Source organism: Micromonospora sp. 067-2 (assembly GCF_046549295.1).
Lineage (GTDB): Bacteria > Actinomycetota > Actinomycetes > Mycobacteriales > Micromonosporaceae > Micromonospora.
In genome coordinates this window covers 108753-129784 of the sequence record NZ_JAJPWB010000008.1, presented here as the reverse complement: position 1 = coordinate 129784, position 21032 = coordinate 108753, and the positions used below count along the sequence as shown (strand labels likewise).

The following is a 21032-nucleotide window of genomic DNA, read 5'->3' as shown; positions in this document are numbered from 1 at the left end:
ATGGCGGCCGCCGCAGTCGCGGCCACGATGATCGCCACGGCAGGGTCGGCGACCGTCGCGAGCGCGGCCGGTGCGCCCCGCCCGGCCGCCGAGGCAGCCGCGCCGAACACCGCCTTCGCACCGGCGGCCACCAACCTCGCCCAGGGTCGCCCCACCCAGGAGAGCGGCCACGCCGACGTGTACGACTCGTCCAAGGTCGTCGACGGCAACGCGGGCAGCTACTGGGAGAGCACCAACAACTCGTTCCCACAGTGGGCGCAGGTGGATCTCGGCTCGTCGCAGGGCGTCAACCAGGTGGTGCTGAAGCTGCCGCCCACCGGCTGGGCGACCCGTACGCAGACCCTGAGCGTGCAGGGCAGCGCCAACGGTTCGTCGTTCACCGACCTGGTCGGCTCGCAGACGTACACCTTCAATCCGGCGAGCGGCAACACGGTCACGATCAACTTCGGCTCGACCGCCACCCGCTACGTGCGGATCACCATCACCGCCAACAGCGGCTGGCCGGCCGGGCAGCTGTCCGAGCTTGAGGTGTACGGCAGCGGCACCACCACCCCGGACACCACCGCGCCGAGCGTGCCGGGAAACCTCTCGTACACCCAGTCGGGCACCACCATCAGCCTCAACTGGGTCGCCTCGACCGACAACCCGGGCGGCAGCGGCATCGCCGGCTACGACATCTACCGCAACGGCACGTTCCTGCAGTCCGTCGGGAACGTGACGACCGTCAACGACACGCAGCCGGTCACCGCCACCGTGTCCTACTTCGTGCGGGCCCGCGACGTCGCGGGCAACCTCTCGGGCAACGGCAACACGGTGACGCGTACCGGCAGCGGTGACACCATCGCGCCGAGCGTCCCCGGGACGCTGTCGCAGAGCACGTCGGGCAGCACGATCACGCTCAACTGGGGTGCCTCCACCGACTCCGGTGGCAGCGGCCTGGCCGGCTACAACGTCTACCGTGGCGGCAACCTGATCGCGACCCTGGGCACCGTTCTCACCTACCAGGACAGCCAGCCGCCGACGGCGACCGTGTCCTACCACGTGCGCGCCCGCGACGGCGCCGGCAACCTGTCCGGCAACAGCAACACCGTCACCCGGACCGGCAGCAACCCGCCCGCCTGCACCAACGTGGCGCAGGGCAAGACCATGACGGCGAGCGGCTCGACCTTCAGCTTCACCCCCGACAAGGCGAACGACGGGCAGCTCACCACGTACTGGGAAGGTGCGGCGAGCTACCCGCAGAACCTGACCGTGGCGCTCGGCGCGAACCACTCCATCTCGGCCGTCACCGTCAGGCTGAACCCCGATCCGGCCTGGGGCACCCGCACCCAGACCATCCAGGTCTTCGGCCGCGACCAGGCCTCGTCGGCGTACACCAGTCTGGTGGCCGCGGCGAGTTACCAGTTCGTCCAGGGCGCCAACGCGGTGAGTATTCCGGTCACCGCGACCACCGCGGACGTGCAGTTGCGGTTCACCGGCAACACCGGCGCCCCGTCGGGCCAGGTGGCCGAGTTCGAGGTCTGCGGCACCCCGGCGCCCAACCCCGACCTGGTCGTCAGCTCGCTGACCTGGTCGCCCGCGTCGCCCAGCGAGGTCAGCCCGGTCACCCTCTCGGCCGTGGTGCAGAACATCGGATCGGCCGCCGCGGCGGCGACCACGGTGAACTTCAGCCTGGCCGGCGCGGTCGTCGGCAGCGCCACGGTGGGCGCGCTCAGCGCGGGCGCCTCGACGACCGTGTCGTTCAACGCCGGTACGCGACCGATGGGAAGCTACAGCGTCACGGCGGTGGTGGACCCGGCGAACACGATCGTCGAGCAGAACAACGGCAACAACAGCTACACGGCGCCGTCGCCGCTGGTGGTCGCGCAGGCGCCGGGCCCGGACCTGGAGGTGCTCAGCATCGCCTCGAACCCGCCGAACCCGGCCGTCGGGGCGTCCGTCACGTTCACCGTGGCGGTCCGTAACCGTGGCACCTCCGCGACCGGCGCGACCACTGTCACCCGGCTGTCGGTGGGCGGCACCACGCTCAACACCACCACCGCCTCGATCGCCGCCGGCGCCACGGTCACCGTGGCCGTGACCGGGAGCTGGACCGCCACCAGCGGCGGCGCCACCCTCACCGCCACCGCCGACGCCACCAACGCGGTCACCGAGACCAACGAGACCAACAACTCCCTCAGCCAGTCGATCGTGGTCGGGCGTGGGGCCGCGGTCCCGTACGTCTCCTACGAGGCGGAGTCCGGCCGATACCAGGGCGCGCTGCTGGAGACGGATCCGCTGCGCACCTTCGGTCACACCAACTTCGCCACCGAGTCCTCGGGCCGCAAGTCGGTACGGCTGAACAGCACCGGCCAGTTCGTCGAGTTCACCTCGGCCAACCAGGCCAACTCCATCGTGGTGCGGAACTCCATCCCGGACGCGCCCGGCGGCGGTGGCATCGAGGCGACCATCAGCCTCTACGTCAACGACGTCTTCTCCCGGAAGCTGACGCTCTCGTCGCGGCACAGTTGGCTCTACGGCAACACCGACGGCCCGGAGGCCCTGACCAACACCCCGCAGGCCGACGCCCGACGGCTGTTCGACGAGTCGAACGCGCTCTTGGCGCAGTCGTACCCGGCCGGCACCCGGTTCAGGTTGCAGCGCGACGCCGGTGACAACGCCTCGTTCTACGTCATCGACTCGATCGACCTGGAGCAGGTGGCACCGCCGGCGAGCCAGCCGGCCGGCTGCACCTCGATCACGTCGTACGGTGCCATCCCGAACGACGGGCTCGACGACACCGCCGCCATCCAGCGTGCGGTGACCGACGACCAGAACGGCGTCATCGGCTGCGTCTGGATTCCCGCCGGGCAGTGGCGGCAGGAGCAGAAGATCCTGACCGACGACCCGCAGAACCGGGGCACGCACAACCAGGTCGGCATCAGCAACGTCACCATCCGGGGCGCCGGGATGTGGCACTCGCAGCTCTACACGCTGACCGAGCCGCAGAACGTGGTGGGCGGCATCAACCACCCGCACGAGGGCAACTTCGGGTTCGACATCGACAAGAACACCCAGATCTCCGACATCGCCATCTTCGGCTCCGGCCGGATCCGTGGTGGTGACGGCAACGGCGAGGGCGGCGTCGGTCTGAACGGTCGGTTCGGGACCGGCACCAAGATCAGCAATGTCTGGATCGAGCACGCCAACGTGGGCGTCTGGGTGGGCCGCGACTACGACAACATCCCCGACCTGTGGGGGCCGGCCGACGGGCTGGAGTTCACCGGCATGCGGATCCGCGACACGTACGCCGACGGCATCAACTTCAGCAACGGCACGCGCAACTCGCGGGTGTTCAACTCGTCCTTCCGCACCACCGGTGACGACGCCCTCGCCGTCTGGGCCAACCCGTACGTCAAGGACCGCACCGTCGACATCGCCCACGACAACCACTTCGTCAACAACACGATCCAGCTGCCCTGGCGGGCCAACGGCATCGCCATCTACGGCGGCTACGACAACTCGATCGAGAACAACCTGGTCTACGACACCGCGAACTACCCGGGCATCATGCTGGCGACCGACCACGACCCGCTGCCGTTCTCCGGCACGACGTTGATCGCCAACAACGGGCTCTACCGCACCGGCGGCGCCTTCTGGAACGAGGACCAGGAGTTCGGCGCCATCACCCTCTTCCCCTCCACCAGGGACATCGTCGGCGTCACGATCCGCGACACCGACATCTACGACTCGACGTACGACGGCATCCAGTTCAAGAACGGCGGCGGCAACATGCCGAACGTCGCGATCACCAACGTGCGGATCGACAGGTCCGTCAATGGTGCCGGCATCCTCGCGATGAGCGGCGCACGCGGCAACGCCAACCTCACCAACGTGACCATCACCAACTCGGCCGACGGCAACATCGTTGTCCAGCCGGGGTCGCAGTTCGTCATCAACGGCGGCTAGGCCGAGCGCTCGCCTGACCCGTGCTCCCTCGGTGCTCCGGCACCGGGGGAGCACGCCCGTCCCGCACCGCAGCGGAAGAACGTCCAGCACGCGGGAGCTGTCCGAGTGTGAGTGGGTCGAGCAGATCTTGGACACTTACCGTTACGCGCTGACGGCAACTGTCTAAGATCTGCGCCGGAGGGCGGCTGACCGCGACGGAGGGTGCGGCCTGACCGCGGATCCGCTGGTGGGGCGGTGGGGGATGAGGCTCCCAGCGGGCGTACAGCGGCGGTGGGGAAGAATGGCACGGTGACCTCCCCCCGCGACCTCGTCCTGCTCGGGTCCACCGGTTCGATCGGTACCCAGGCCATCGACATCGTCCGGCGCAACCCGGACCTGTTCCGGGTGGTCGCCGTGGGTGCGGGGGGCGGCAACGTCGAGCTGCTCGCCGCCCAGGCCCTGGAGCTGGGCGTCGACGCGGTCGGGGTGGCCAAGGCGTCCGCCGCGCAGGACCTCCAGCTCGCGTTCTACGCCGAGGCGAGTCGGCGCGGCTGGGCCACCGGCGACTTCAAGCTTCCCAAGATCGTGGCCGGGCCGGACGCGATGACCGAGCTGGCCCAGTGGCCGTGCGACATCGTGCTCAACGGGGTGGTCGGCTCGCTGGGCCTCGCTCCTACGCTGGCCGCGCTGCGCTGTGGTCGTACTCTCGCCCTGGCCAACAAGGAGTCGCTCGTGGCCGGCGGCCCGCTGGTCAGGGCCGCGGTGACGCGGCCGGGGCAGATCGTCCCGGTCGACTCGGAGCACACGGCGTTGGCGCAGTGCCTGCGCTCCGGCTCGCCCCGTGAGGTGCGCCGGCTGATCGTCACCGCCAGCGGCGGCCCCTTCCGAGGCCGCAGCCGCGACGAGTTGACTCAGGTCACGCCCGAGCAGGCCCTCGCGCACCCCACCTGGAACATGGGGAAGGTCATCACGATCAACTCGGCCACGATGGTCAACAAGGCGCTCGAGGTGATCGAGGCGCACGAACTGTTCGACGTGCCGTACGCCGACATCACTGTGATGGTGCACCCGACGTCGGTGATCCACTCGATGGTCGAGTTCGTCGACGGCTCCACCATCGCCCAGGCCAGCCCGCCGGACATGCGGCTGCCGATCGCGGTCGCGCTGGGCTGGCCGGACCGGGTGCCCGGGGCCGCCGCCGCGGTCGACTGGACGACGTCGCACACCTGGGAGTTCGCGCCGCTGGACGACGCCGCGTTCCCGGCGGTCGCGCTGGCCAAGGCCGCCGGGGAGGGCGGGCGCTGCCGTCCCGCGATCTACAACGCGGCGAACGAGGAGTGCGTGGAGGCTTTCGTGGCGGGACGGTTGCCGTTCCTCGGCATCGTCGACACCCTCGAGCGCGTGTTGGAGGACGCTCCCGACTTCTCCGAACCAGGTACCGTCGAGGACGTGCTCGCGGCCGAGTCGTGGGCGCGCGCGCGGGCGCAGGCGATCGTCGCGGCGGTGGAAGGAGCTTGATGTCGTACCTGCTCGGGGTGGTCCTCTTCGCCCTGGCCATTCTCATCTCGGTGAGTCTGCACGAGGCGGGGCATCTGCTCACCGCCAAGATGTTCGGGATGAAGGTCACCAAGTACTTCGTCGGATTCGGCCCCACCCTCTGGTCGTTCCAGCGGGGCGAGACCGAGTACGGCGTCAAGGGGATCCCGCTCGGCGGCTTCTGCAAGATCGTCGGGATGACTCCGCAGGACGACGACGTGGACCCGGCCGACGAGCCGCGGGTGATGTGGCGCTACCCGGTGTGGAAACGGACCATCGTGATGGCCGCCGGCTCCATCACCCACTTCGCGCTCGCCCTGATCACGATCTGGATCCTCGCCGTCTCCGCCGGCCTGCCCAACCCGGACTTCCCGACCACGGACGCGCAGGCCCGCAAGGAGCCGGCGGTCATCCAGCTCAGCCCGTGCGTGGTGCCGGAGAACGCGGCGCGCGCGTGCACACCCGCCGACACGGCCAGCCCCGCCGCGCAGGCGCAACTGCGCAACGGCGACCGGATCACCTCGGTCAACGGCACGCCGATCGGCTCCTACGGCGACCTGCTCACCACGCTGCGCGGCCTCAAGCCGGGGGACACCACGCAGATCCAGTACGTCCGGGACGGGCAGCAGGGCAGCACCAGCACGGTGCTCGCGCAGACCCAGCGTCCGCCCCTGGACGACCCGACCGGTGCCGCCGTGCCGGTGGCCGCCCTCGGTGTCGGCCTCGTCCCCACCACCCCCACCCGGGTGACGTACGGGCCGGTCGGTGCCTTCGGCGCGACCGCCGACTTCACCGGCGACCTGGCCGTCGGCACCGTCCAGGCGCTGCAGCGGATCCCGCAGAAGGTCCCCGCCCTGTGGACCGCCATCACCGGCGGCGAACGGGACGTGGACACCCCGATCAGCGTGGTCGGCGCCAGCCGGCTCGGCGGCGAGGCGGTGGAGAACAACGCCTGGCTGGTCTTCTTCATGCTCTTCGTGTCGCTGAACTTCTTCATCGGCGTGTTCAACCTGCTGCCGCTGCTCCCGGTGGACGGCGGCCACATCGCCATCGCCTGGTTCGAACGGGTCCGCTCCTGGATCTACGCCCGGATCGGCCGGGCCGACCCCGGCCGGGTGGACTACCTCAAACTGATGCCCTTCACATACGTGGTGATCCTGATCGGTGGCGCGTTCACGCTGCTGACCATCGCCGCGGACGTCGTCAACCCCATCACGCTCTTCTCAAGGTGAGTGCCTGAAGTGACCGCTATCAGTCTCGGCATCCCCGCCATGCCGCCCCCGCCGCTCGCTCCCCGCCGGGCCAGCCGCCAGATCATGGTCGGTTCGGTGCCCGTCGGTGGCGGTGCGCCGGTGTCCGTGCAGTCGATGACCACCACGCTCACCTCCGACATCAACGCCACCCTCCAGCAGATCGCGGAGCTGACCGCGTCCGGCTGCCAGATCGTCCGGGTGGCGGTGCCGTCCCAGGACGACGTCGAGGCGTTGCCCGCGATCGCCAAGAAGTCGCAGATCCCGGTGATCGCCGACATCCACTTCCAGCCCAAGTACGTCTTCGCCGCGATCGACGCGGGCTGCGCGGCCGTCCGGGTCAACCCGGGCAACATCCGCCAGTTCGACGACAAGGTCAAGGAGATCGCGGCAGCGGCCTCCGCAGCCGGTACGCCGATCCGGATCGGCGTCAACGCGGGCTCCCTGGACAAGCGGCTGCTGGCCAAGTACGGCAAGGCCACCGCCGAGGCGCTCGTCGAGTCGGCGCTGTGGGAGTGCTCGCTGTTCGAGGAGCACGGCTTCCGGGACATCAAGATCTCGGTCAAGCACAACGACCCGGTCGTGATGATCCGGGCGTACCGGCAGTTGGCCGAGCAGTGCGACTACCCGCTGCACCTCGGTGTCACCGAGGCCGGCCCGGCCTTCCAGGGCACCATCAAGTCGGCTGTCGCCTTCGGCGCGCTGCTCGCCGAGGGGATCGGCGACACCATCCGGGTGTCGCTGTCCGCCCCGCCGGTCGAGGAGATCAAGGTCGGTAACCAGATCCTGGAGTCGCTGGGGTTGCGCGAGCGGGGCCTGGAGATCGTCTCCTGCCCGTCCTGCGGCCGCGCCCAGGTGGACGTCTACAAGCTCGCCGAGGAGGTCACCGCCGGCCTGGAGGGGCTGCCGGTGCCGCTGCGGGTGGCCGTGATGGGTTGCGTCGTCAACGGCCCGGGTGAGGCCCGCGAGGCCGACCTCGGCGTCGCCTCCGGGAACGGCAAGGGCCAGATCTTCGTCAAGGGCAAGGTCGTGAAGACGGTCCCCGAGGCTCAGATCGTGGAGACGCTGATCGAGGAGGCGCTGCGGATCGCCGACGAGATGGGCGCCGAGCTGCCCGAGGAGCTGCGCGGGCTGGTTTCCGGCCCGACCGTCACCGTGCACTGATCCTGATACGCACAGAAAGCGGCCGTTCCCCGGACAGGGAACGGCCGCTTTTCGATGTGCTGTGGTGCTGCCCGGTGTCACTCGGATTCGGCGAGGATCGCGTACAGCTTGCGCCGGGTCTCGTCGAGCACCTTGGCGGCTCGCTCCCGCTGGTCGTCGGTGCCGTTCATCATCACCTGACGCAGCGCGTTCATCGCCTGCGAACCGGCGTCACGGATGTCGTGCCAGCTGTTCACGGTGTCCTGGGCGAACTCGGCCCACGGTGGGGTCTGTGCCGCCTCGGTGGCCTCGGCCTGACCGGCCTCGGTGACCGTGAACCGCTTCCGTGCGCCGCCGGACTCCTCCGTGCTGGCGACGATCACGCCCTCGTCCTCCAACAGTTGGAGGGTGGGGTAGATCGAGCCCGGGCTCGGGCGCCAGGCACCGCCGGTGCGGGAGTCGATCTCCTGGATCATCTCGTAGCCGTGCATCGGCCGCTCGGTGAGCAGGGCCAGCACGGCGCCCCGGACGTTGGGGCGTCGGCCCCGGCCCCGTCCACGGCCTCGGCCGCCCCAGGGCCCGCCGTGCTCGTGGCCGTGCGGACCGGGCGGGACCGGTGGAAAGCCGAATCCACGCATCCGGGCCTCGTGCATGGGGTGGTGCTGTCGATGGAACCTCATCAGGTTTCCCTTCCTCAAGACTGTCGCTGATGCATCAACGATATATCGCCAACGCATCGCCGACAACCCCTAGCTGCCGGGCTCGTCACTCGGCCGGCGGGGCGGGGGGCCGATCTGGCAGGCTGATAGACGTGCTGACGGTGCCGGTACGGCAATTGGGGGAATCGGAGCGCCGCGCGGTCGAGCGACTGCTCGACCATGACCCGTTCGCGGGCGCGCAGGTCGCCGAGCGAATCGCCGCGCGCGGACTCTCCTGGTGGCGGGCCGAGGGCAGAATCCTGGGGTACGGCGCACGGCGCAACCTCGAGTCGCTCTGCTGGCTCGGCGGCAACCTGACCCCGGTACTCGCCACCGAACCGGCCATCTCCGCCTTCGCCGACCTCCTCGCCGGCGAGGAACGCCTCTGCTCCTCCATCGTCGGCCGGGCGGACGCCGTCCTCGGTCTCTGGGACCGCCTCTCCGACACCTGGGGGCCGCCCCGGGACGTCCGCCCCAACCAGCCGCTGCTCGTCACCGACACTCTGCCGTCCGTACCGGCCGACCCGGAGGTACGCCAGGTCCGCGCCGGTGAGGTCGACCGGCTCTTTCCAGCGGCCGTGGCCATGTACACCGAGGAGGTTGGCGTCTCCCCGCTGGCCGAGGACGCCGGTCGCAGCTACCGCCGGCGGGTCAACGACCTGGTCCGTGCCGGTCGGGCATACGCACGGTTCGTCGACGGCAAGGTCGTGTTCAAGGCCGAGTTGGCTGTGGTGACCAAGCGGACCGCGCAGGTCCAGGGCGTGTGGGTGGCACCGGAGTGGCGGGGGCGGGGGATCGCCGCGTCGGCGATGGCCGCCGTCGTACGCCACGCGCTCCTGCGGGTCGCCCCGACGGTCAGCCTGTACGTCAACGACTTCAACCTGCCGGCCCGCCGGGTCTACGAGCGCTGCGGTTTCCAGCCGATCGGCACGCTCGCCACGGTTCTCTTCTGACCTCTGCTCACCCGTGGCTCGTCGTCGGTCGTGCTGTGGACATGCTGCTGGCCGGCACCCGTCTCGGGTGCCGGCCAGCGGTTCGCTGTCACGCGGTGGTGCGGGGTCAGCTGTTCCAGTGCTGGTGCACGAGGTCGGTGGCCTGCTGCTCCCACTGGGCGTAGGCGTCCGGGTACGCCGAGACCTGGACGGTCTGCGCGGCGTCGGTCAGCGCCATGTCCTGCCATCCGTCGACCTGCCGCAGGCCCTTGAGGAACGCGGTGGTGGAGTAGGCGGGGTCGGTGATCTGCTCCGGGGTGCCCCAACCACTGGACGGGCGCTGCTGGAACAGGCCCAGCGAGTCGTGGTCGTTGGCGTCACCGAGGTGGCCCAGGTTGTCCAGCTTCGACTCCTGCAGGCTGGTGGCGATCGAGATGACCGCGGCCCGCTCGGGCAGGCCGGCCTTCTTCGTGGCGGCGATGATCGCCTTGGCGTTACCGGTCTGCTCACCGTTCAGGGTGATCCGGGACTGCTCACCCTGCGGCTTGGGGGCCTGGACCGCGACCGCGACGGGCTTGCCGTCGACGGGGGTGGCGGCGTGGGCGGCGACCGGACCGGCGAACACACCACCGGCGAACGCGAGACCAGCAACGGACAGCACACTCTTGCGCATGATCGTGTTCATGGGGGTAGCTCCTTCGGGGGTAGACACCCGCAGGGGGGCGCGGGTGCGAGCACCTCGTCCGGCGCTGCAACAACACAGGGGAAAGTCTTCGGCGACCTACGGGCGGGGGTGGGCTCGTGGCGCCGGGATCGGCGGCCTTCGAGGAAGCTCGTGGCGCCGGGTCCAGGTGTAACGACCGGCGGCCCGGGGTCATTCCGGGGGCGGCCCATCCCGTCATTCAGGTGGCCGGGCGGTCGTTCCTGGGGACTGTAACGACCGGGGGTGGCCAGGCATTCCAACCGGTGACCGGGTAGGGCCGGCTGGCCGTGGTGCTGCGATCGTCAGGGTGTGTAACGACCCCCGGCCGGCCCCCATTCCGGCGGGCGGGTGCACCCGGTCACACGTCACAACCTCGTCAAACCGGACAATGGTCCTTCGTCACGGGATACCGCGAGGTGACCGATATCGACCCGAACCGCCCCAACCAGACGTGGTGCCGGTCGAGGGTTGCCACAACCGGTGATGCCACACAGGCATTTTTATGCCACACAGGCATCACACCCACCACGGCGACCGCCACCGGATGGAGTCAACCGCTGTGCGGTGCGGAGCGTCGGGCTGGCCGGAGCTGACCGGAAACCCTGCCCAGAGCGGATAATTCGGTTGAGGCGACCGGTCGTAGCCGGCACGCTGGGTTCTCCGCCACCCACGTCCGGAGGACACCAATGCGCCTGCTCCGTGATCTGTGGGGCACCTCGCCACGCCGCCTGACGATCGTGGCCGTTCTCATCGTGCTCGGCGCTGCCGGCCAGGCGGGCGCGTCGGCGCTGGCCGGTGCGGTCCTGGTGCACCGCTCGACCGGCTTCTTCGCCGTACTGGCCGTGGCGCTCGTCGCCGTCGTGCTCAGCGACCTCGCGGTGAGCCTGCTGATGGCCGGCCTGACCGCCGACTGGTCCGCCGACGTGCGCCGCCGGCTCTGCCGCGTCGCGCTCGGGCAGGACCTGCCCACCCTGGAGACCACCCCGGTGGGCGAGCTGCTCGACCGCATCGACGGGGACGTCTACCAGGTGGCGGCGGCGGTTCGCAACCAGGGTTCCCGGCTCGCCCAGGGGCTCTGCGTCGGCCTGCTCTCGATGGTGGTCGCGCTGGCCGTGTGGTGGCCGGCCGGCATCGCGATGCTGCTGCTCACGGTCGTGCTCGCCGTCGGACTGCGCGGGCCCACGGCGCGGATCGGCCCGGCCCGGATGGCCGAGGAGGAGGCCTGGTCGGACCTGGCCGCGGTGATGGAGGAGGCGGTGCACGGCCAGGACGACGTACGGACCAGCCTGGCCCGCCCGTACGTGCTGCGGCTGTACGCGCGGCGGGCAGCCGCCGTCCTGGCCCGGGGTGGCCTGGTCTGGGTGCTGTCCGCCCGCGTCGCCACGGCCGCCACCGCCACGATCCGGGTCGGCATCGGTGTGGTGGTCCTCGGTGGGGCGTGGGCGTTGACCACCGACCGGATCGACGCTGCCCGGCTCACCGCGATCTGGCTGCTCGCCCTGGCCTTCGGGGCCACCGCGGAACACGTCAGCCGGATGGTGCCGGAACTTCAGGAGGCTCTCGGCGCGTGGGCCCGGGTGCAGCTGCTCCAGACGGCCCGGCAGGAGCCCGTCGGCGGGGCCAGCCCGACCGAGGGCGACCTGCGTATCCGGGACCTGACGTTCGGTTACCAGGTGAGCGGGCCGGAGAGTAGCCGGGGTTACGCGCTGCGCGGGCTCAACCTCTCGTTCGCGCGCGGCCGCTCGTACGCGCTGATCGGGCGGACCGGCTCGGGCAAGTCGACCCTGGCGAAGGTGCTCACGAGGGCCGTCGACGTACCGCCGGGGTCGGTCTTCCTCGGTGGCACCGACCTCTGTGACCTCGACGTGGAGCAGTTGCGTCGCTGGGTGGCGCTGGTGCCGCAACGCACCGAGATCCTGGCCGGGACGCTCGCCGAGAACGTCGCGCTCTTCGACCCGGAGCTGCTCGATGCCGCTGCCCGGGCGTTGGACGAGCTGGGTCTGGCCGGCTGGATCGCCGAGCTGCCCGACGGGCTGTCCACCCGGCTGGGGGAGGGCGGGCACGTGCTGTCCGCCGGTCAGGAGCAGCTCGTGGCGTTCGCGCGGATCCTCGTCCGCGAGCCGCACGTGGTGATCCTCGACGAGGCCACCGCGCGGCTGGACCCGGTCACCGAGGCGCGGGTGCAGCGGGCCACCGAGCGGCTGCTGCGCGACCGGATCGGCATCGTGATCGCGCACCGGCTCTCCTCGGTGCGCCGCTGCGACGAGGTGGTGGTGCTGGCCGACGGAGCGGTGGTCGAGGCTGGCCCACTGGAGACGTCGACGCGTTTCGCCGAGTTGTTGGCGACCAGCCATGCCGCCGCGTACGCGGCAGCTGCCCCGGTCGGCCGTGCCGGCGCAGGCACCGACCTGCTGGTCGGCCCCGATCCGGCGGAGACCTGGCCGACCGCGCCGCCGGTCGATCCGGTCGGGTCGATCGAGCCGGTCCGGTCAGCTGGGCCGACCCGTGCCGACCCGCCGCCGCTGCCGGCCGTTCCGCGGGCCCGGACGCTGCGGGAGATCATCCGGCTCTGCACCAACGATCCCCGGTACGGCTCGACCGCGGTCCTGCTGTTCCTCGGGCTCAGCCTCCTCGGCCTGGAGGGCCCGGTGCTGCCCTGGCTCTGGGCCGACGTGGTCGACGGCACCGGCAACCCGTACCTGCCTGCGCTGGGGATCGCGGCGGGGCTGCTGGTGACCCTGCCGGTGCCGTACTACACCCATGTCTGGTTCCCCCAGTGGTGGGTGCGGCAGATGCTGCGCATCGGCCTGCGCCTGGTGCACGGCCAGACCGGGCCCCGCCGGGTCAGCTCGCACACCCCGGCCGAGGTGGTGGCGCAGGGCGGTGACACCGAGCGGGTGGTCCAGCTCGCCGACAACGTGCTGGACCAGGTGGTCGCGCTGGTCCTGGTGGTCGCCATGACGGCGGTCACCGGCAGCGTCGTACCGGGGCTGTTCTTCCTCGGCACGATGGTCGTCTCCGGGTTGGCCGCGACGCTGTTCGGGCCGAAGCTCGAACGGGCGGCCCGGGCGACGGTGGCGGCGCGCGCCGCGTTCGCCACCGCGCTGGTCTCGGCGCTGTCCGCGGCGCGAACGGTGAAGCTCGCCGGGGCGACCGCCGCGGTCCTGCGCCACCTGGCCGGCCTGGACGTCCTGCGCAGCGACCGGCAGCGGCGGGAGATCTCGGTGCAGGTGTGGTCGCGTTCCACACCGTCGCTGGCCAGTGGCCTGCTGCCGATCGGCGCGTGGGCGCTCTACCTGAGCGGCGATCTCTCCGCCGGGGCGGTGCTGGTGGCGGTCTCCACCCTGGGCTCGGCACGCTGGTTCGCCTGGACCACCGCGTCACTGATTTCCCAGCTGCCGTCGGCGCGGGTCTGGACCCGACGCACGGTGGCGATGACCGGGATGAGCGCGTACTCGACGGGGGTGTCGGCGGTGGACCTGGCGGCCGGGACGGCGCCCGCGCCGACGCCGCCGGCCCGGCACCCGCTGCGCCGGCTGGAGCTGCGCGACTTCGGGGTGGTGCACTCCGACGGTACGGTCGCCGTGCGGGACGTGGACCTGACCGTGCAGCGCGGGCAACTGGTGCTGGTCGTCGGGCCGGTCGGCTCGGGCAAGTCGTCGCTGCTGCGGGCGCTGGCCGGGATCGTGCACCACACCGGCGAGCTGTCCTGGAACGGTGATCCGGTCACCGAGCCGGAGCTGTTCCTCCGCCCCAACCAGGTCGGCTACGTGGGCCAGTTGCCCCGGGTGCTCTCCGGGACGGTGGCCGACAACATCGCGCTCGGCCACGAGGTGGACGCGGCCGGGGCCGTCAGCACCGCCCAGCTCGACCACGACCTGGCCGCGGCCGGCGGTGGGCTCGGCCTGCTCATCGGGCACAAGGGCACCCGACTCTCCGGCGGCCAGCTGCAACGGCTGGCGCTGGCCCGGGCGCTGGCGCCGCGTACGGAGCTGTTGGTCGCCGACGACGTGTCGTCGGCCCTGGACGTCACCACCGAGCTGGCGCTGTGGCAGGCGCTGCGGGCGCACGGGGTGACCGTGGTCGGCTCGACCGCGAAGCGTGCCGCGCTGGTTCGCGCCGACCATGTGGTGGTGTTGATCGGCGGGGCCGTGGCGGCCCAGGGAACCTGGCGCGACCTGGAGAGCGACTGGTCCCACCTGGCCGGCTAACCCTCACTCCCCCGCCTCCTCCCCCTCCCCGCCCGCCCCGCCCGCCCCGCGCGTCGTTCTAGGGCATTTCGCTGCTACGGGAGATCAACAAGCAACGATCTGCCCTAGACGACGGGGTGGGGGCGGGTGGGGTGGGGTTAGGCGGCGCGGGCGTACTGGGCGGGGCCGGTGTAGGGGACGCCCAGCTTGGCGGCGGCGCGCAGCGGCCAGTACGGGTCGCGCAGCAGCTCCCGGCCGAGCAGCACCAGGTCGGCCTCGCCGCCGGCGACGATCTGTTCGGCGTGCTCCGGCTCGACGATCAGGCCTACGGCACCGGTCGGCACACCGGCCTCGCGGCGGATCCGGGCAGCCAGCGGCACCTGGTAGCCGGGGCCCATCGGAACACGCGCGTTCGGGTGCGCGCCGCCGCTGGAGGCGTCGACCAGGTCCACACCGGCGCCGGCCAGCTCCGCGGCGAGCACGACGCTGTCCTCGGCGGTCCAGCCGCCCTCGACCCAGTCGGTGGCGGAGATGCGGGTCAGCACCGGTACGTCCTCGCCGACCGTCGCGCGGACCGCGCGGGCCACTTCCAGGGTGAGCCGCATCCGGCCGGCCCGGTCGACGCCGTAGGAGTCGGTGCGGTGGTTGGTCAGCGGCGAGAGGAACTCGTGCAGCAGGTAGCCGTGCGCGGCGTGGATCTCCACGGCGGCGAATCCGGCGTCCAGCGCGCGCCCGGCGGCGGTGGCGAAGGCATCGACCACACCCGCGATTCCGGCCGTGTCGAGGGCGGTCGGCACCCGGTAGCCGGCGACGAACGGATCCGCCCCGGGGCCGACGGGCGCCCAGCCGCCCTCGGCGTCCGGTACGCCGCCCGAGGCCCCGGCCCACGGTCGGTAGGTGGACGCCTTGAAACCGGCGTGGGCCAGCTGCACTGCGGGAACGGCGCCCTGGCCGGCGACGAACGCGGTCACCGGACGCCACGCGTCGACGTGCGCGGCCGACCACAGCCCGGTGTCCTGCGGGGTGATCCGCCCCTCCGGCAGCACGGCCGTCGCCTCGGTGAGCACCAGCCCGACCCCGCCGATCGCGCGGGTGCCGAGATGGATGAGGTGCCAGTCGGTGGGCAGACCGTCCGGGCCGGCGGAGTACTGGCACATCGGTGCCATGGCGATCCGGTTCGGCAGGGTGACGGCACGCAGGCTCAGCGGCGTGAACAGGGAACTCATCTCGGCATCCTCTCGAAGAAACACGCGATGGGCCTCTCGGCGGGAGAGGCCCATCGCGGGTTCGTGACAATGATCAGGCGGGAACGGGGCTGAGCTCGTCCCGCCGGTCGGGCCGGGTGTCCGCGAGCGGCTCCGGGTCGGTCAGGTCCCGCCGGCCGGCGGACTCGTACGCGACCCGGTCGAGGGTGCCCTCGCGGGCCGCGACGACGGTCGGCACCAGCGCCTGCCCGGCCACGTTGGTGGCCGTCCGGATCATGTCCAGGATCGGGTCGATGGCCAGCAGCAGGCCGGCGCCGGCCAGGGGCAGGCCCAGCGTGCTCAGGGTGAGGGTGAGCATCACGATCGCGCCGGTCAGACCGGCGGTGGCCGCCGAACCGACCACCGAGACGAAGGCGATCAGCAGGTAGTCGGTGACGCCGAGGTGCACGCCGAACACCTGGGCCACGAAGATCGCGGCGAGCGCCGGATAGATCGCGGCACAGCCGTCCATCTTCGTGGTGGCGCCGAACGGCACGGCGAACGAGGCGTACTCGCGGGGCACGCCGAGCCGCTCGACGGAGCGCTGGGTCACCGGCATGGTGCCCACCGACGAGCGGGACACGAACGCCAGCTCGATCGCCGGCCAGGCGCCGGCGAAGAAGCGCAGCGGGTTGAGCCGGCCGGCGAGGATCAGCACCAGCGGGTAGACCACGAACAGCACGATGGCGCAGCCGACGTAGACGGCGGTGGTGAACTTCGCGAGCGGGGCCAGCAGGTCCCAGCCGTACGAGGCGACGGCGTTGCCGATCAGGCCGAGGGTGCCGATCGGGGCGAGCCGGATCACCCACCAGAGCGCCTTCTGGACGATCTGCAGCAACGAGCGGTTCAGTGCCACGAACGGCTCGGCGGCGTCACCGACCAGCAGCGCCGCGGCACCGACCACGAGGGCGAGGAAGACGATCTGGAGCACGTTGCCCTCGACGAACGCGCCGACCGGGTTGGTGGGCACGATGCCGGTGAGGAAGTCGGTCCAGGAACCGGTGGTCTTCGGCGCTGCCGCGCCGCCCAGGTCGAGGGTCACGCCCTTGCCCGGGTTGGTGAGCAGGCCGAGGCCGATGCCGATGCCGACCGAGATCAGCGCGGTGATGCCGAACCACAGCAGGGTCTTCAGGGCGAGCCGGGCGGCGTTGGCCACGCCGCGCAGGCTGACCACGCTGACCACGATGGCGGTGAACACCAGTGGCGGCACAGCCAGTTTGAGCAGCTGGACGAAGAGGCCGCCGACGGTGTGCAGGGTGGTGGTCAGCCAGCTCACGTCGTTGGCGCGGGCCACGAAGCCGAGCGCCACACCGAGCACCAGGCCGAGCAGGATCTGCACGGAGAAGGGAATTTTACGCAGGCCGAAGGGCATGAGCAGTCTGTCCAATTGTCTGGTCTGGTCGGGAGGCGTGGAAGCGCGGCTACGCCGGACAGACGCCGCTGGCCTGCAGTCGGAGATCGACATACAGGCGGACGGTGAGGTCCCAGACATTGGTCATCGCCGGCCAACGATACGCGCGCCCTTTCCCGACGCGGAAGGACCGTTGATCGTGAGGCTCCTTACAGTAGGCGTGCACGCCCGCTCAGCGACGGTCCAGTGCCAGCACGGTGGCGGTGACCAGGCCCCACAGCACCGCGAGCGCGAGGATCAGCCGTTCCAGCACGCCCACCAGCTCGCCGCGACCGACGAGGAGCAGAGCCAGCCCCACCGCGGCGCAGAGCGGCAACGCCAGCCCGGCGACCCCTCCGGCCAACCGGCGCACCGCCGGGCCGGCCGCGCCGGACACGGCGAGCGCGACCATCGCGAGCACCACCGCCGCGGTCGCCACGATGCTCGCCCCGCCGTGCACCAGGTCCGCCACCGTGGATCGCTCGAACGGCGGCAGCGGGCAGCCGGCGGAGCAGGTCACCGCTCCGGACACGGAGGAGAACACGGCACCGACGGCGAGCAGTGCCGGCGCCGCCCGCACGCCGGGGGGCAGCGCCGCGGCGAGCAACAGCAGCCCGCCGGCCAGCGCGAGGATCCCGATCCGGTACGTGGTGGCGTGCGCACTGCCGGCGATGCCGGCCTCGCTGACGTACCCCGTGAGGCCCGGACCGGGACCGGCGACCACCGCGACGGTCACCGCGACCGCGCCGGCCAGGGTGCTGCCGACCGCGGCCGACGCGGCGGCCCGGCGCGCGACGTCCGCGCGGACGGCGGGTGCCGTCGTGCTGCCGGGTCGACCGGGCTCAGCCACGCGCGTGCGGCGTCGCCCAGCCGGACTCGTCGGGGCCGAGCGGCACGATGCCGGTGGGGTTTATCTGCCGGTGGGTGCCGTAGTAGTGCCGCTTGATGTGGTCGAAGTCCACGGTCTCGCCGAACCCGGGGGTCTGGAACAGGTCCCGGGCGTACGCCCAGAGCACCGGCATCTCGGTCAGTTTCTGCCGGTTGCACGTGAAGTGCCCGTGGTACGCGGCGTCGAAGCGGACCAGCGTGGTGAACAGCCGGACGTCGGCCTCGGTGATCGCGTCGCCCATCAGGTAGCGCTGGTCGGTCAGCCGCTCGGAGAGCGTGTCCAGCCGGGCGAAGAGCCCCCGGAACGCCTCGTCGTACGCCTCCTGCGAGGTGGCGAAGCCGCACCGGTAGACACCGTTGTTGACGTCGGCGTGGATGTCGGCCATCAGCGCGTCCATCTCGGGGCGCTGCCCGACCGGGTACAGATCCGGTGCGCCCGGGGCGTGCAGCCGCCGCCACTGCGTGGAGAGGTCGAGGGTGAGCTGCGGATAGTCGTTGGTGACCACCCGGCCGGTCAGCGAGTCGACCAGTGCCGGCACGGTCACCCGGCCGGTGTAGTCCGGGTCGGTGGCCAGGTACGTCTCGGAGAGGAAGCTGACGCCGAGGACCGGGTCGAACCCGTCCGGGTCGAGGGCGAACGCCCAGCCCCGCTCGTCGCGGATCGGGTCGACGGTGCCCAGCGAGATCGCGTCGTCCAGCCCGAGCAGACCCCGCACGATGCGGGCCCGGTGCGCCCACGGGCAGGCGCGACACCAGATCAGCCGGTAGCGGCCCGCCTCCAGCGGCCAGCGGCCCTGGTCGTCGGGGCCGCCGCCGGGCGGAGAGGTCGAATCCGGGGTGACCCGGCCGGTGAACCGGTTGGGCTGGCGGACGAAAGCGCCACCGCCGCTGGTCTCTGCGCTGAACTGGGCCCGGGCCATGCCGTCAACCTATCCGCTGCGCCCGTGGATATCCTGGCGGCCGGGGAGTCGCCGTGACCCGGCGGGCGCCCCCACCCCCGCCCTTCCCACCCCCGAAGGACTCGCGATGACCGTGGCATACCTGGTGGCCGGTGTCCGCACCCCGATCGGCCGGTACGCCGGCGCGTTGGCCGGCGTACGCCCCGACGACCTGGCCGCGCACGTGATCCGCGAACTGGTTGCCCGTCATCCGTCGGTGGACTGGGCCCGGGTCGACGACGTCGTGCTCGGGTGCGCCAACCAGGCCGGCGAGGACAACCGCAACGTGGCCCGGATGGCGGCGCTGCTGGCCGGCCTGCCCGAAGAGGTGCCGGGCAGCACCGTCAACCGGCTCTGCGGCTCCGGGCTGGACGCCCTGGCCACCGCCGCCCGGTCCATCGTGGCCGGGGAGGCGGACCTGGTCGTCGCGGGCGGGGTGGAGAGCATGAGTCGGGCGCCGTTCGTGCTGCCGAAGGCGACCTCCGCGTACTCCCGTTCGGCCGAGGTGTACGACACCACGCTGGGCTGGCGGCTGGTCAACCCGCTGATGCGGGACGGTTGGGGGATCGACTCGATGCCGGAGACGGCGGAGAACGTGGCCGCCGAGTACGACGTCAGCCGGGCCGAGCAGGACGCCTTCGCGTACCGCTCGCAGCAGCGCGCGGCCAAGGCGCAGGCCGACGGACGGTTCGCCGAGGAGATCGTGCCGGTCCCGGTGCCGGCGGGCCGGCGGGAGACCCGGCTGGTCACCCTCGACGAGCACCCCCGGGAGACCTCGCTGGAGAAGCTGGCCGCGCTGCCCACGCCGTTCCGGGCGGGCGGCACGGTGACCGCCGGCAACTCCTCGGGCGTCAACGACGGCGCGGTCGCGCTGCTGGTGGCCAGCGCCGCCGCGGTGGCCCGCTACGGCCTCACCCCGCTGGCGCGGATTAGCGGCGCGGCGGCGGCGGGCGTGCCGCCCCGGATCATGGGGATCGGCCCGGTGCCGGCCACCCGCAGGCTGCTCGACCGGGTCGGCGTCGAGTTGGGCGCGGTGGACGTGATCGAGCTGAACGAGGCGTTCGCCGCGCAGTCGGTGGCGGTGCTGCGGGAGCTGGGGCTGCCCGTGGACGCCGAGCACGTCAACCCGAACGGTGGCGCCATCGCGCTGGGGCACCCGCTGGGTGCCAGTGGCGCCCGGTTGGCGATGACCGCCGCCCTGGAGTTGCGGCGGCGCGGTGGCCGACGTGCACTGGCCACCATGTGCATCGGTGTCGGGCAGGGCATCTCGCTGCTGCTGGAGTCGGCCGACTGAGCGTGCAAAGAGCGTGAGGGGATCTCCCGGACGGGGGCGTCAGCGGCCTAGAGTGGTCCACACCACACAACTGGGGAGCACGCTGATGCCGGACGGACTGCCGACCGAGATCGATCTGACCAGGCCGAGTGCGGCCCGGGTGTACGACTATTTTCTGGGCGGGGCGCACAACTTCGAGATCGATCGGCAGTTGGCCGAGCAGATCGCCGGCATGACCCCGAATCTCGCCGCCACCATGCGCTCCGGCCGGGAGTTCCTGCGCCGGGCCGTCCGGGTGCTGCTCGATGCCGGCATCGACCAGTTCCTCGACATCGGCTCGGGAATTCCCACCGTCGGCAACGTGCACGAGGTGGCTCAGGGGACGAACCCGAAGGCCCGCGTGGTCTACGTCGACATCGACCCGGTGGCTGTCGCGCACAGCCGGGAGCTGCTCGCCGGCAACGAGCTGACCGGGGTGATCCACGCCGACCTGCGTGAGCCGGAGCGGATCCTCGCCGAGACCCGGCAGCTCGGGCTGATCGACTTCGGCCGGCCGATGGGCATCCTGCTGGCCGGGGTGGTGCACTTCGTCCCGAACGCCGACCGGCCCGAGGACATCCTGGCCACCCTGCGGGCCGCCGCCGCGCCGGGCAGCTTCCTGGTCATCTCGCACTCCACCTTCGAGGACCAGCCGCAGGAGATGCTGGACGCCCAGCGGCTGTCCGCGCGGACGGACACCGAGATCACGCTCCGCTCACGCGCGCAGGTCAGTGGCTTCTTCGGCGACTGGACGATCCTCGAACCGGGAGTGGTGCACATGCCGCTCTGGCGTCCCGACTCGCCGTCGGACACCGACGAGCACCCCGAGCGGTTCGGCGCGTTCGGGGCAGTCGCCCGGTACGACCAGCCCGCCGGCTGAT

14 protein-coding genes are annotated in these 21032 nt (G+C 71.6%); 8 read left to right on the top strand and 6 right to left on the bottom strand.

Features of this window, described 5'->3' with window-relative positions; all coding sequences use genetic code 11:
* The 4 genes from ACLJN9_RS20325 to ispG all read left to right on the top strand — a co-directional run bounded on the left by ACLJN9_RS20325 (position 1) and on the right by ispG (position 7877).
* Positions 1 to 3948, top strand: a complete 3948-nt coding sequence (locus ACLJN9_RS20325) for a CARDB domain-containing protein (protein ID WP_410813038.1) — start codon at positions 1 to 3, stop codon at positions 3946 to 3948.
* 288 nt (positions 3949 to 4236) lie between these two features.
* Complete coding sequence (dxr, locus tag ACLJN9_RS20320; protein ID WP_410813037.1) at positions 4237 to 5445, top strand: 1-deoxy-D-xylulose-5-phosphate reductoisomerase; 1209 nt, start codon at positions 4237 to 4239, stop codon at positions 5443 to 5445.
* A complete protein-coding gene (locus ACLJN9_RS20315) occupies positions 5445 to 6695 on the top strand; it encodes a M50 family metallopeptidase (RefSeq protein WP_410813036.1) in 1251 nt (416 codons plus the stop codon). The genes dxr and ACLJN9_RS20315 overlap by 1 nt, the downstream gene beginning before the upstream one ends.
* Positions 6696 to 6704: 9 nt before the next feature.
* Positions 6705 to 7877 carry a flavodoxin-dependent (E)-4-hydroxy-3-methylbut-2-enyl-diphosphate synthase gene (gene ispG / locus ACLJN9_RS20310; protein WP_410813035.1) on the top strand — a complete coding sequence of 391 codons (1173 nt, stop codon included), beginning with the start codon at positions 6705 to 6707 and terminating at the stop codon, positions 7875 to 7877.
* 77 nt (positions 7878 to 7954) lie between these two features.
* On the opposite strand, the gene ACLJN9_RS20305 is transcribed toward ispG, so the two are convergent.
* Positions 7955 to 8536: a PadR family transcriptional regulator gene (locus ACLJN9_RS20305; protein WP_410813034.1), complete on the bottom strand. Its 582-nt coding sequence runs from the start codon at positions 8534 to 8536 to the stop codon at positions 7955 to 7957.
* A 131-nt stretch (positions 8537 to 8667) separates the two neighbouring features.
* Here ACLJN9_RS20305 and ACLJN9_RS20300 point away from each other — a divergent pair, with 131 nt between their 5' ends.
* The gene (locus ACLJN9_RS20300) at positions 8668 to 9507 is read left to right on the top strand and encodes a GNAT family N-acetyltransferase (RefSeq protein WP_410813033.1); all 840 of its coding nucleotides are present in this window, start codon (positions 8668 to 8670) and stop codon (positions 9505 to 9507) included.
* Between the two features lie 106 nt (positions 9508 to 9613).
* Here ACLJN9_RS20300 and ACLJN9_RS20295 read toward each other — a convergent pair whose 3' ends face one another.
* On the bottom strand, positions 9614 to 10171 hold the full coding sequence (locus ACLJN9_RS20295) for a hypothetical protein (RefSeq protein WP_410811617.1): 558 nt from the start codon (positions 10169 to 10171) through the stop codon (positions 9614 to 9616).
* A gap of 704 nt (positions 10172 to 10875) precedes the next feature.
* Here ACLJN9_RS20295 and ACLJN9_RS20290 point away from each other — a divergent pair.
* On the top strand, positions 10876 to 14400 hold the full coding sequence (locus ACLJN9_RS20290; RefSeq protein WP_410813032.1) for an ATP-binding cassette domain-containing protein: 3525 nt from the start codon (positions 10876 to 10878) through the stop codon (positions 14398 to 14400).
* A gap of 137 nt (positions 14401 to 14537) precedes the next feature.
* Here ACLJN9_RS20290 and ACLJN9_RS20285 read toward each other — a convergent pair whose 3' ends face one another.
* From ACLJN9_RS20285 to ACLJN9_RS20270, 4 genes are all read right to left on the bottom strand, one after another.
* Complete coding sequence (locus ACLJN9_RS20285; RefSeq protein WP_410813031.1) at positions 14538 to 15605, bottom strand: NADH:flavin oxidoreductase/NADH oxidase; 1068 nt, start codon at positions 15603 to 15605, stop codon at positions 14538 to 14540.
* 73 nt (positions 15606 to 15678) lie between these two features.
* On the bottom strand, positions 15679 to 16983 hold the full coding sequence (locus ACLJN9_RS20280) for a dicarboxylate/amino acid:cation symporter (protein ID WP_410813316.1): 1305 nt from the start codon (positions 16981 to 16983) through the stop codon (positions 15679 to 15681).
* Positions 16984 to 17206: 223 nt separating this feature from the next.
* Entirely contained in the window at positions 17207 to 17863 is a 657-nt protein-coding gene (locus tag ACLJN9_RS20275) for a DUF998 domain-containing protein (RefSeq protein ID WP_410813030.1), read from the bottom strand.
* Positions 17856 to 18821 (bottom strand): glutathione S-transferase family protein, encoded by a 966-nt coding sequence (locus tag ACLJN9_RS20270; protein WP_410813029.1) that lies wholly within the window; start codon positions 18819 to 18821, stop codon positions 17856 to 17858. Before ACLJN9_RS20270 ends, ACLJN9_RS20275 begins: the two co-directional genes overlap by 8 nt.
* A 106-nt stretch (positions 18822 to 18927) precedes the next feature.
* Between ACLJN9_RS20270 and pcaF the strand changes: the two genes are divergently transcribed.
* Positions 18928 to 20133: a 3-oxoadipyl-CoA thiolase gene (gene pcaF / locus ACLJN9_RS20265; RefSeq protein ID WP_410813028.1), complete on the top strand. Its 1206-nt coding sequence runs from the start codon at positions 18928 to 18930 to the stop codon at positions 20131 to 20133.
* An 85-nt stretch (positions 20134 to 20218) separates the two neighbouring features.
* A complete protein-coding gene (locus ACLJN9_RS20260) occupies positions 20219 to 21031 on the top strand; it encodes an SAM-dependent methyltransferase (RefSeq protein WP_410813027.1) in 813 nt (270 codons plus the stop codon).
* Position 21032 lies beyond the last annotated feature (1 nt).

What these genes read in the sequence shown, in the direction of transcription:
- ACLJN9_RS20315 (WP_410813036.1), top strand. Translation starts at nt 5,445, where the DNA reads ATGTCGTACCTGCTCGGGGTGGTCCTCTTCGCCCTGGCCATTCTCATC.
- pcaF (WP_410813028.1), top strand. Translation starts at nt 18,928, where the DNA reads ATGACCGTGGCATACCTGGTGGCCGGTGTCCGCACCCCGATCGGCCGG.
- ACLJN9_RS20295 (WP_410811617.1), bottom strand. Translation starts at nt 10,171, where the DNA reads ATGAACACGATCATGCGCAAGAGTGTGCTGTCCGTTGCTGGTCTCGCG.
- ACLJN9_RS20260 (WP_410813027.1), top strand. Translation starts at nt 20,219, where the DNA reads ATGCCGGACGGACTGCCGACCGAGATCGATCTGACCAGGCCGAGTGCG.
- ACLJN9_RS20305 (WP_410813034.1), bottom strand. Translation starts at nt 8,536, where the DNA reads ATGAGGTTCCATCGACAGCACCACCCCATGCACGAGGCCCGGATGCGT.
- ACLJN9_RS20270 (WP_410813029.1), bottom strand. Translation starts at nt 18,821, where the DNA reads ATGGCCCGGGCCCAGTTCAGCGCAGAGACCAGCGGCGGTGGCGCTTTC.
- ACLJN9_RS20285 (WP_410813031.1), bottom strand. Translation starts at nt 15,605, where the DNA reads ATGAGTTCCCTGTTCACGCCGCTGAGCCTGCGTGCCGTCACCCTGCCG.
- ACLJN9_RS20290 (WP_410813032.1), top strand. Translation starts at nt 10,876, where the DNA reads ATGCGCCTGCTCCGTGATCTGTGGGGCACCTCGCCACGCCGCCTGACG.
- ACLJN9_RS20325 (WP_410813038.1), top strand. Translation starts at nt 1, where the DNA reads ATGGCGGCCGCCGCAGTCGCGGCCACGATGATCGCCACGGCAGGGTCG.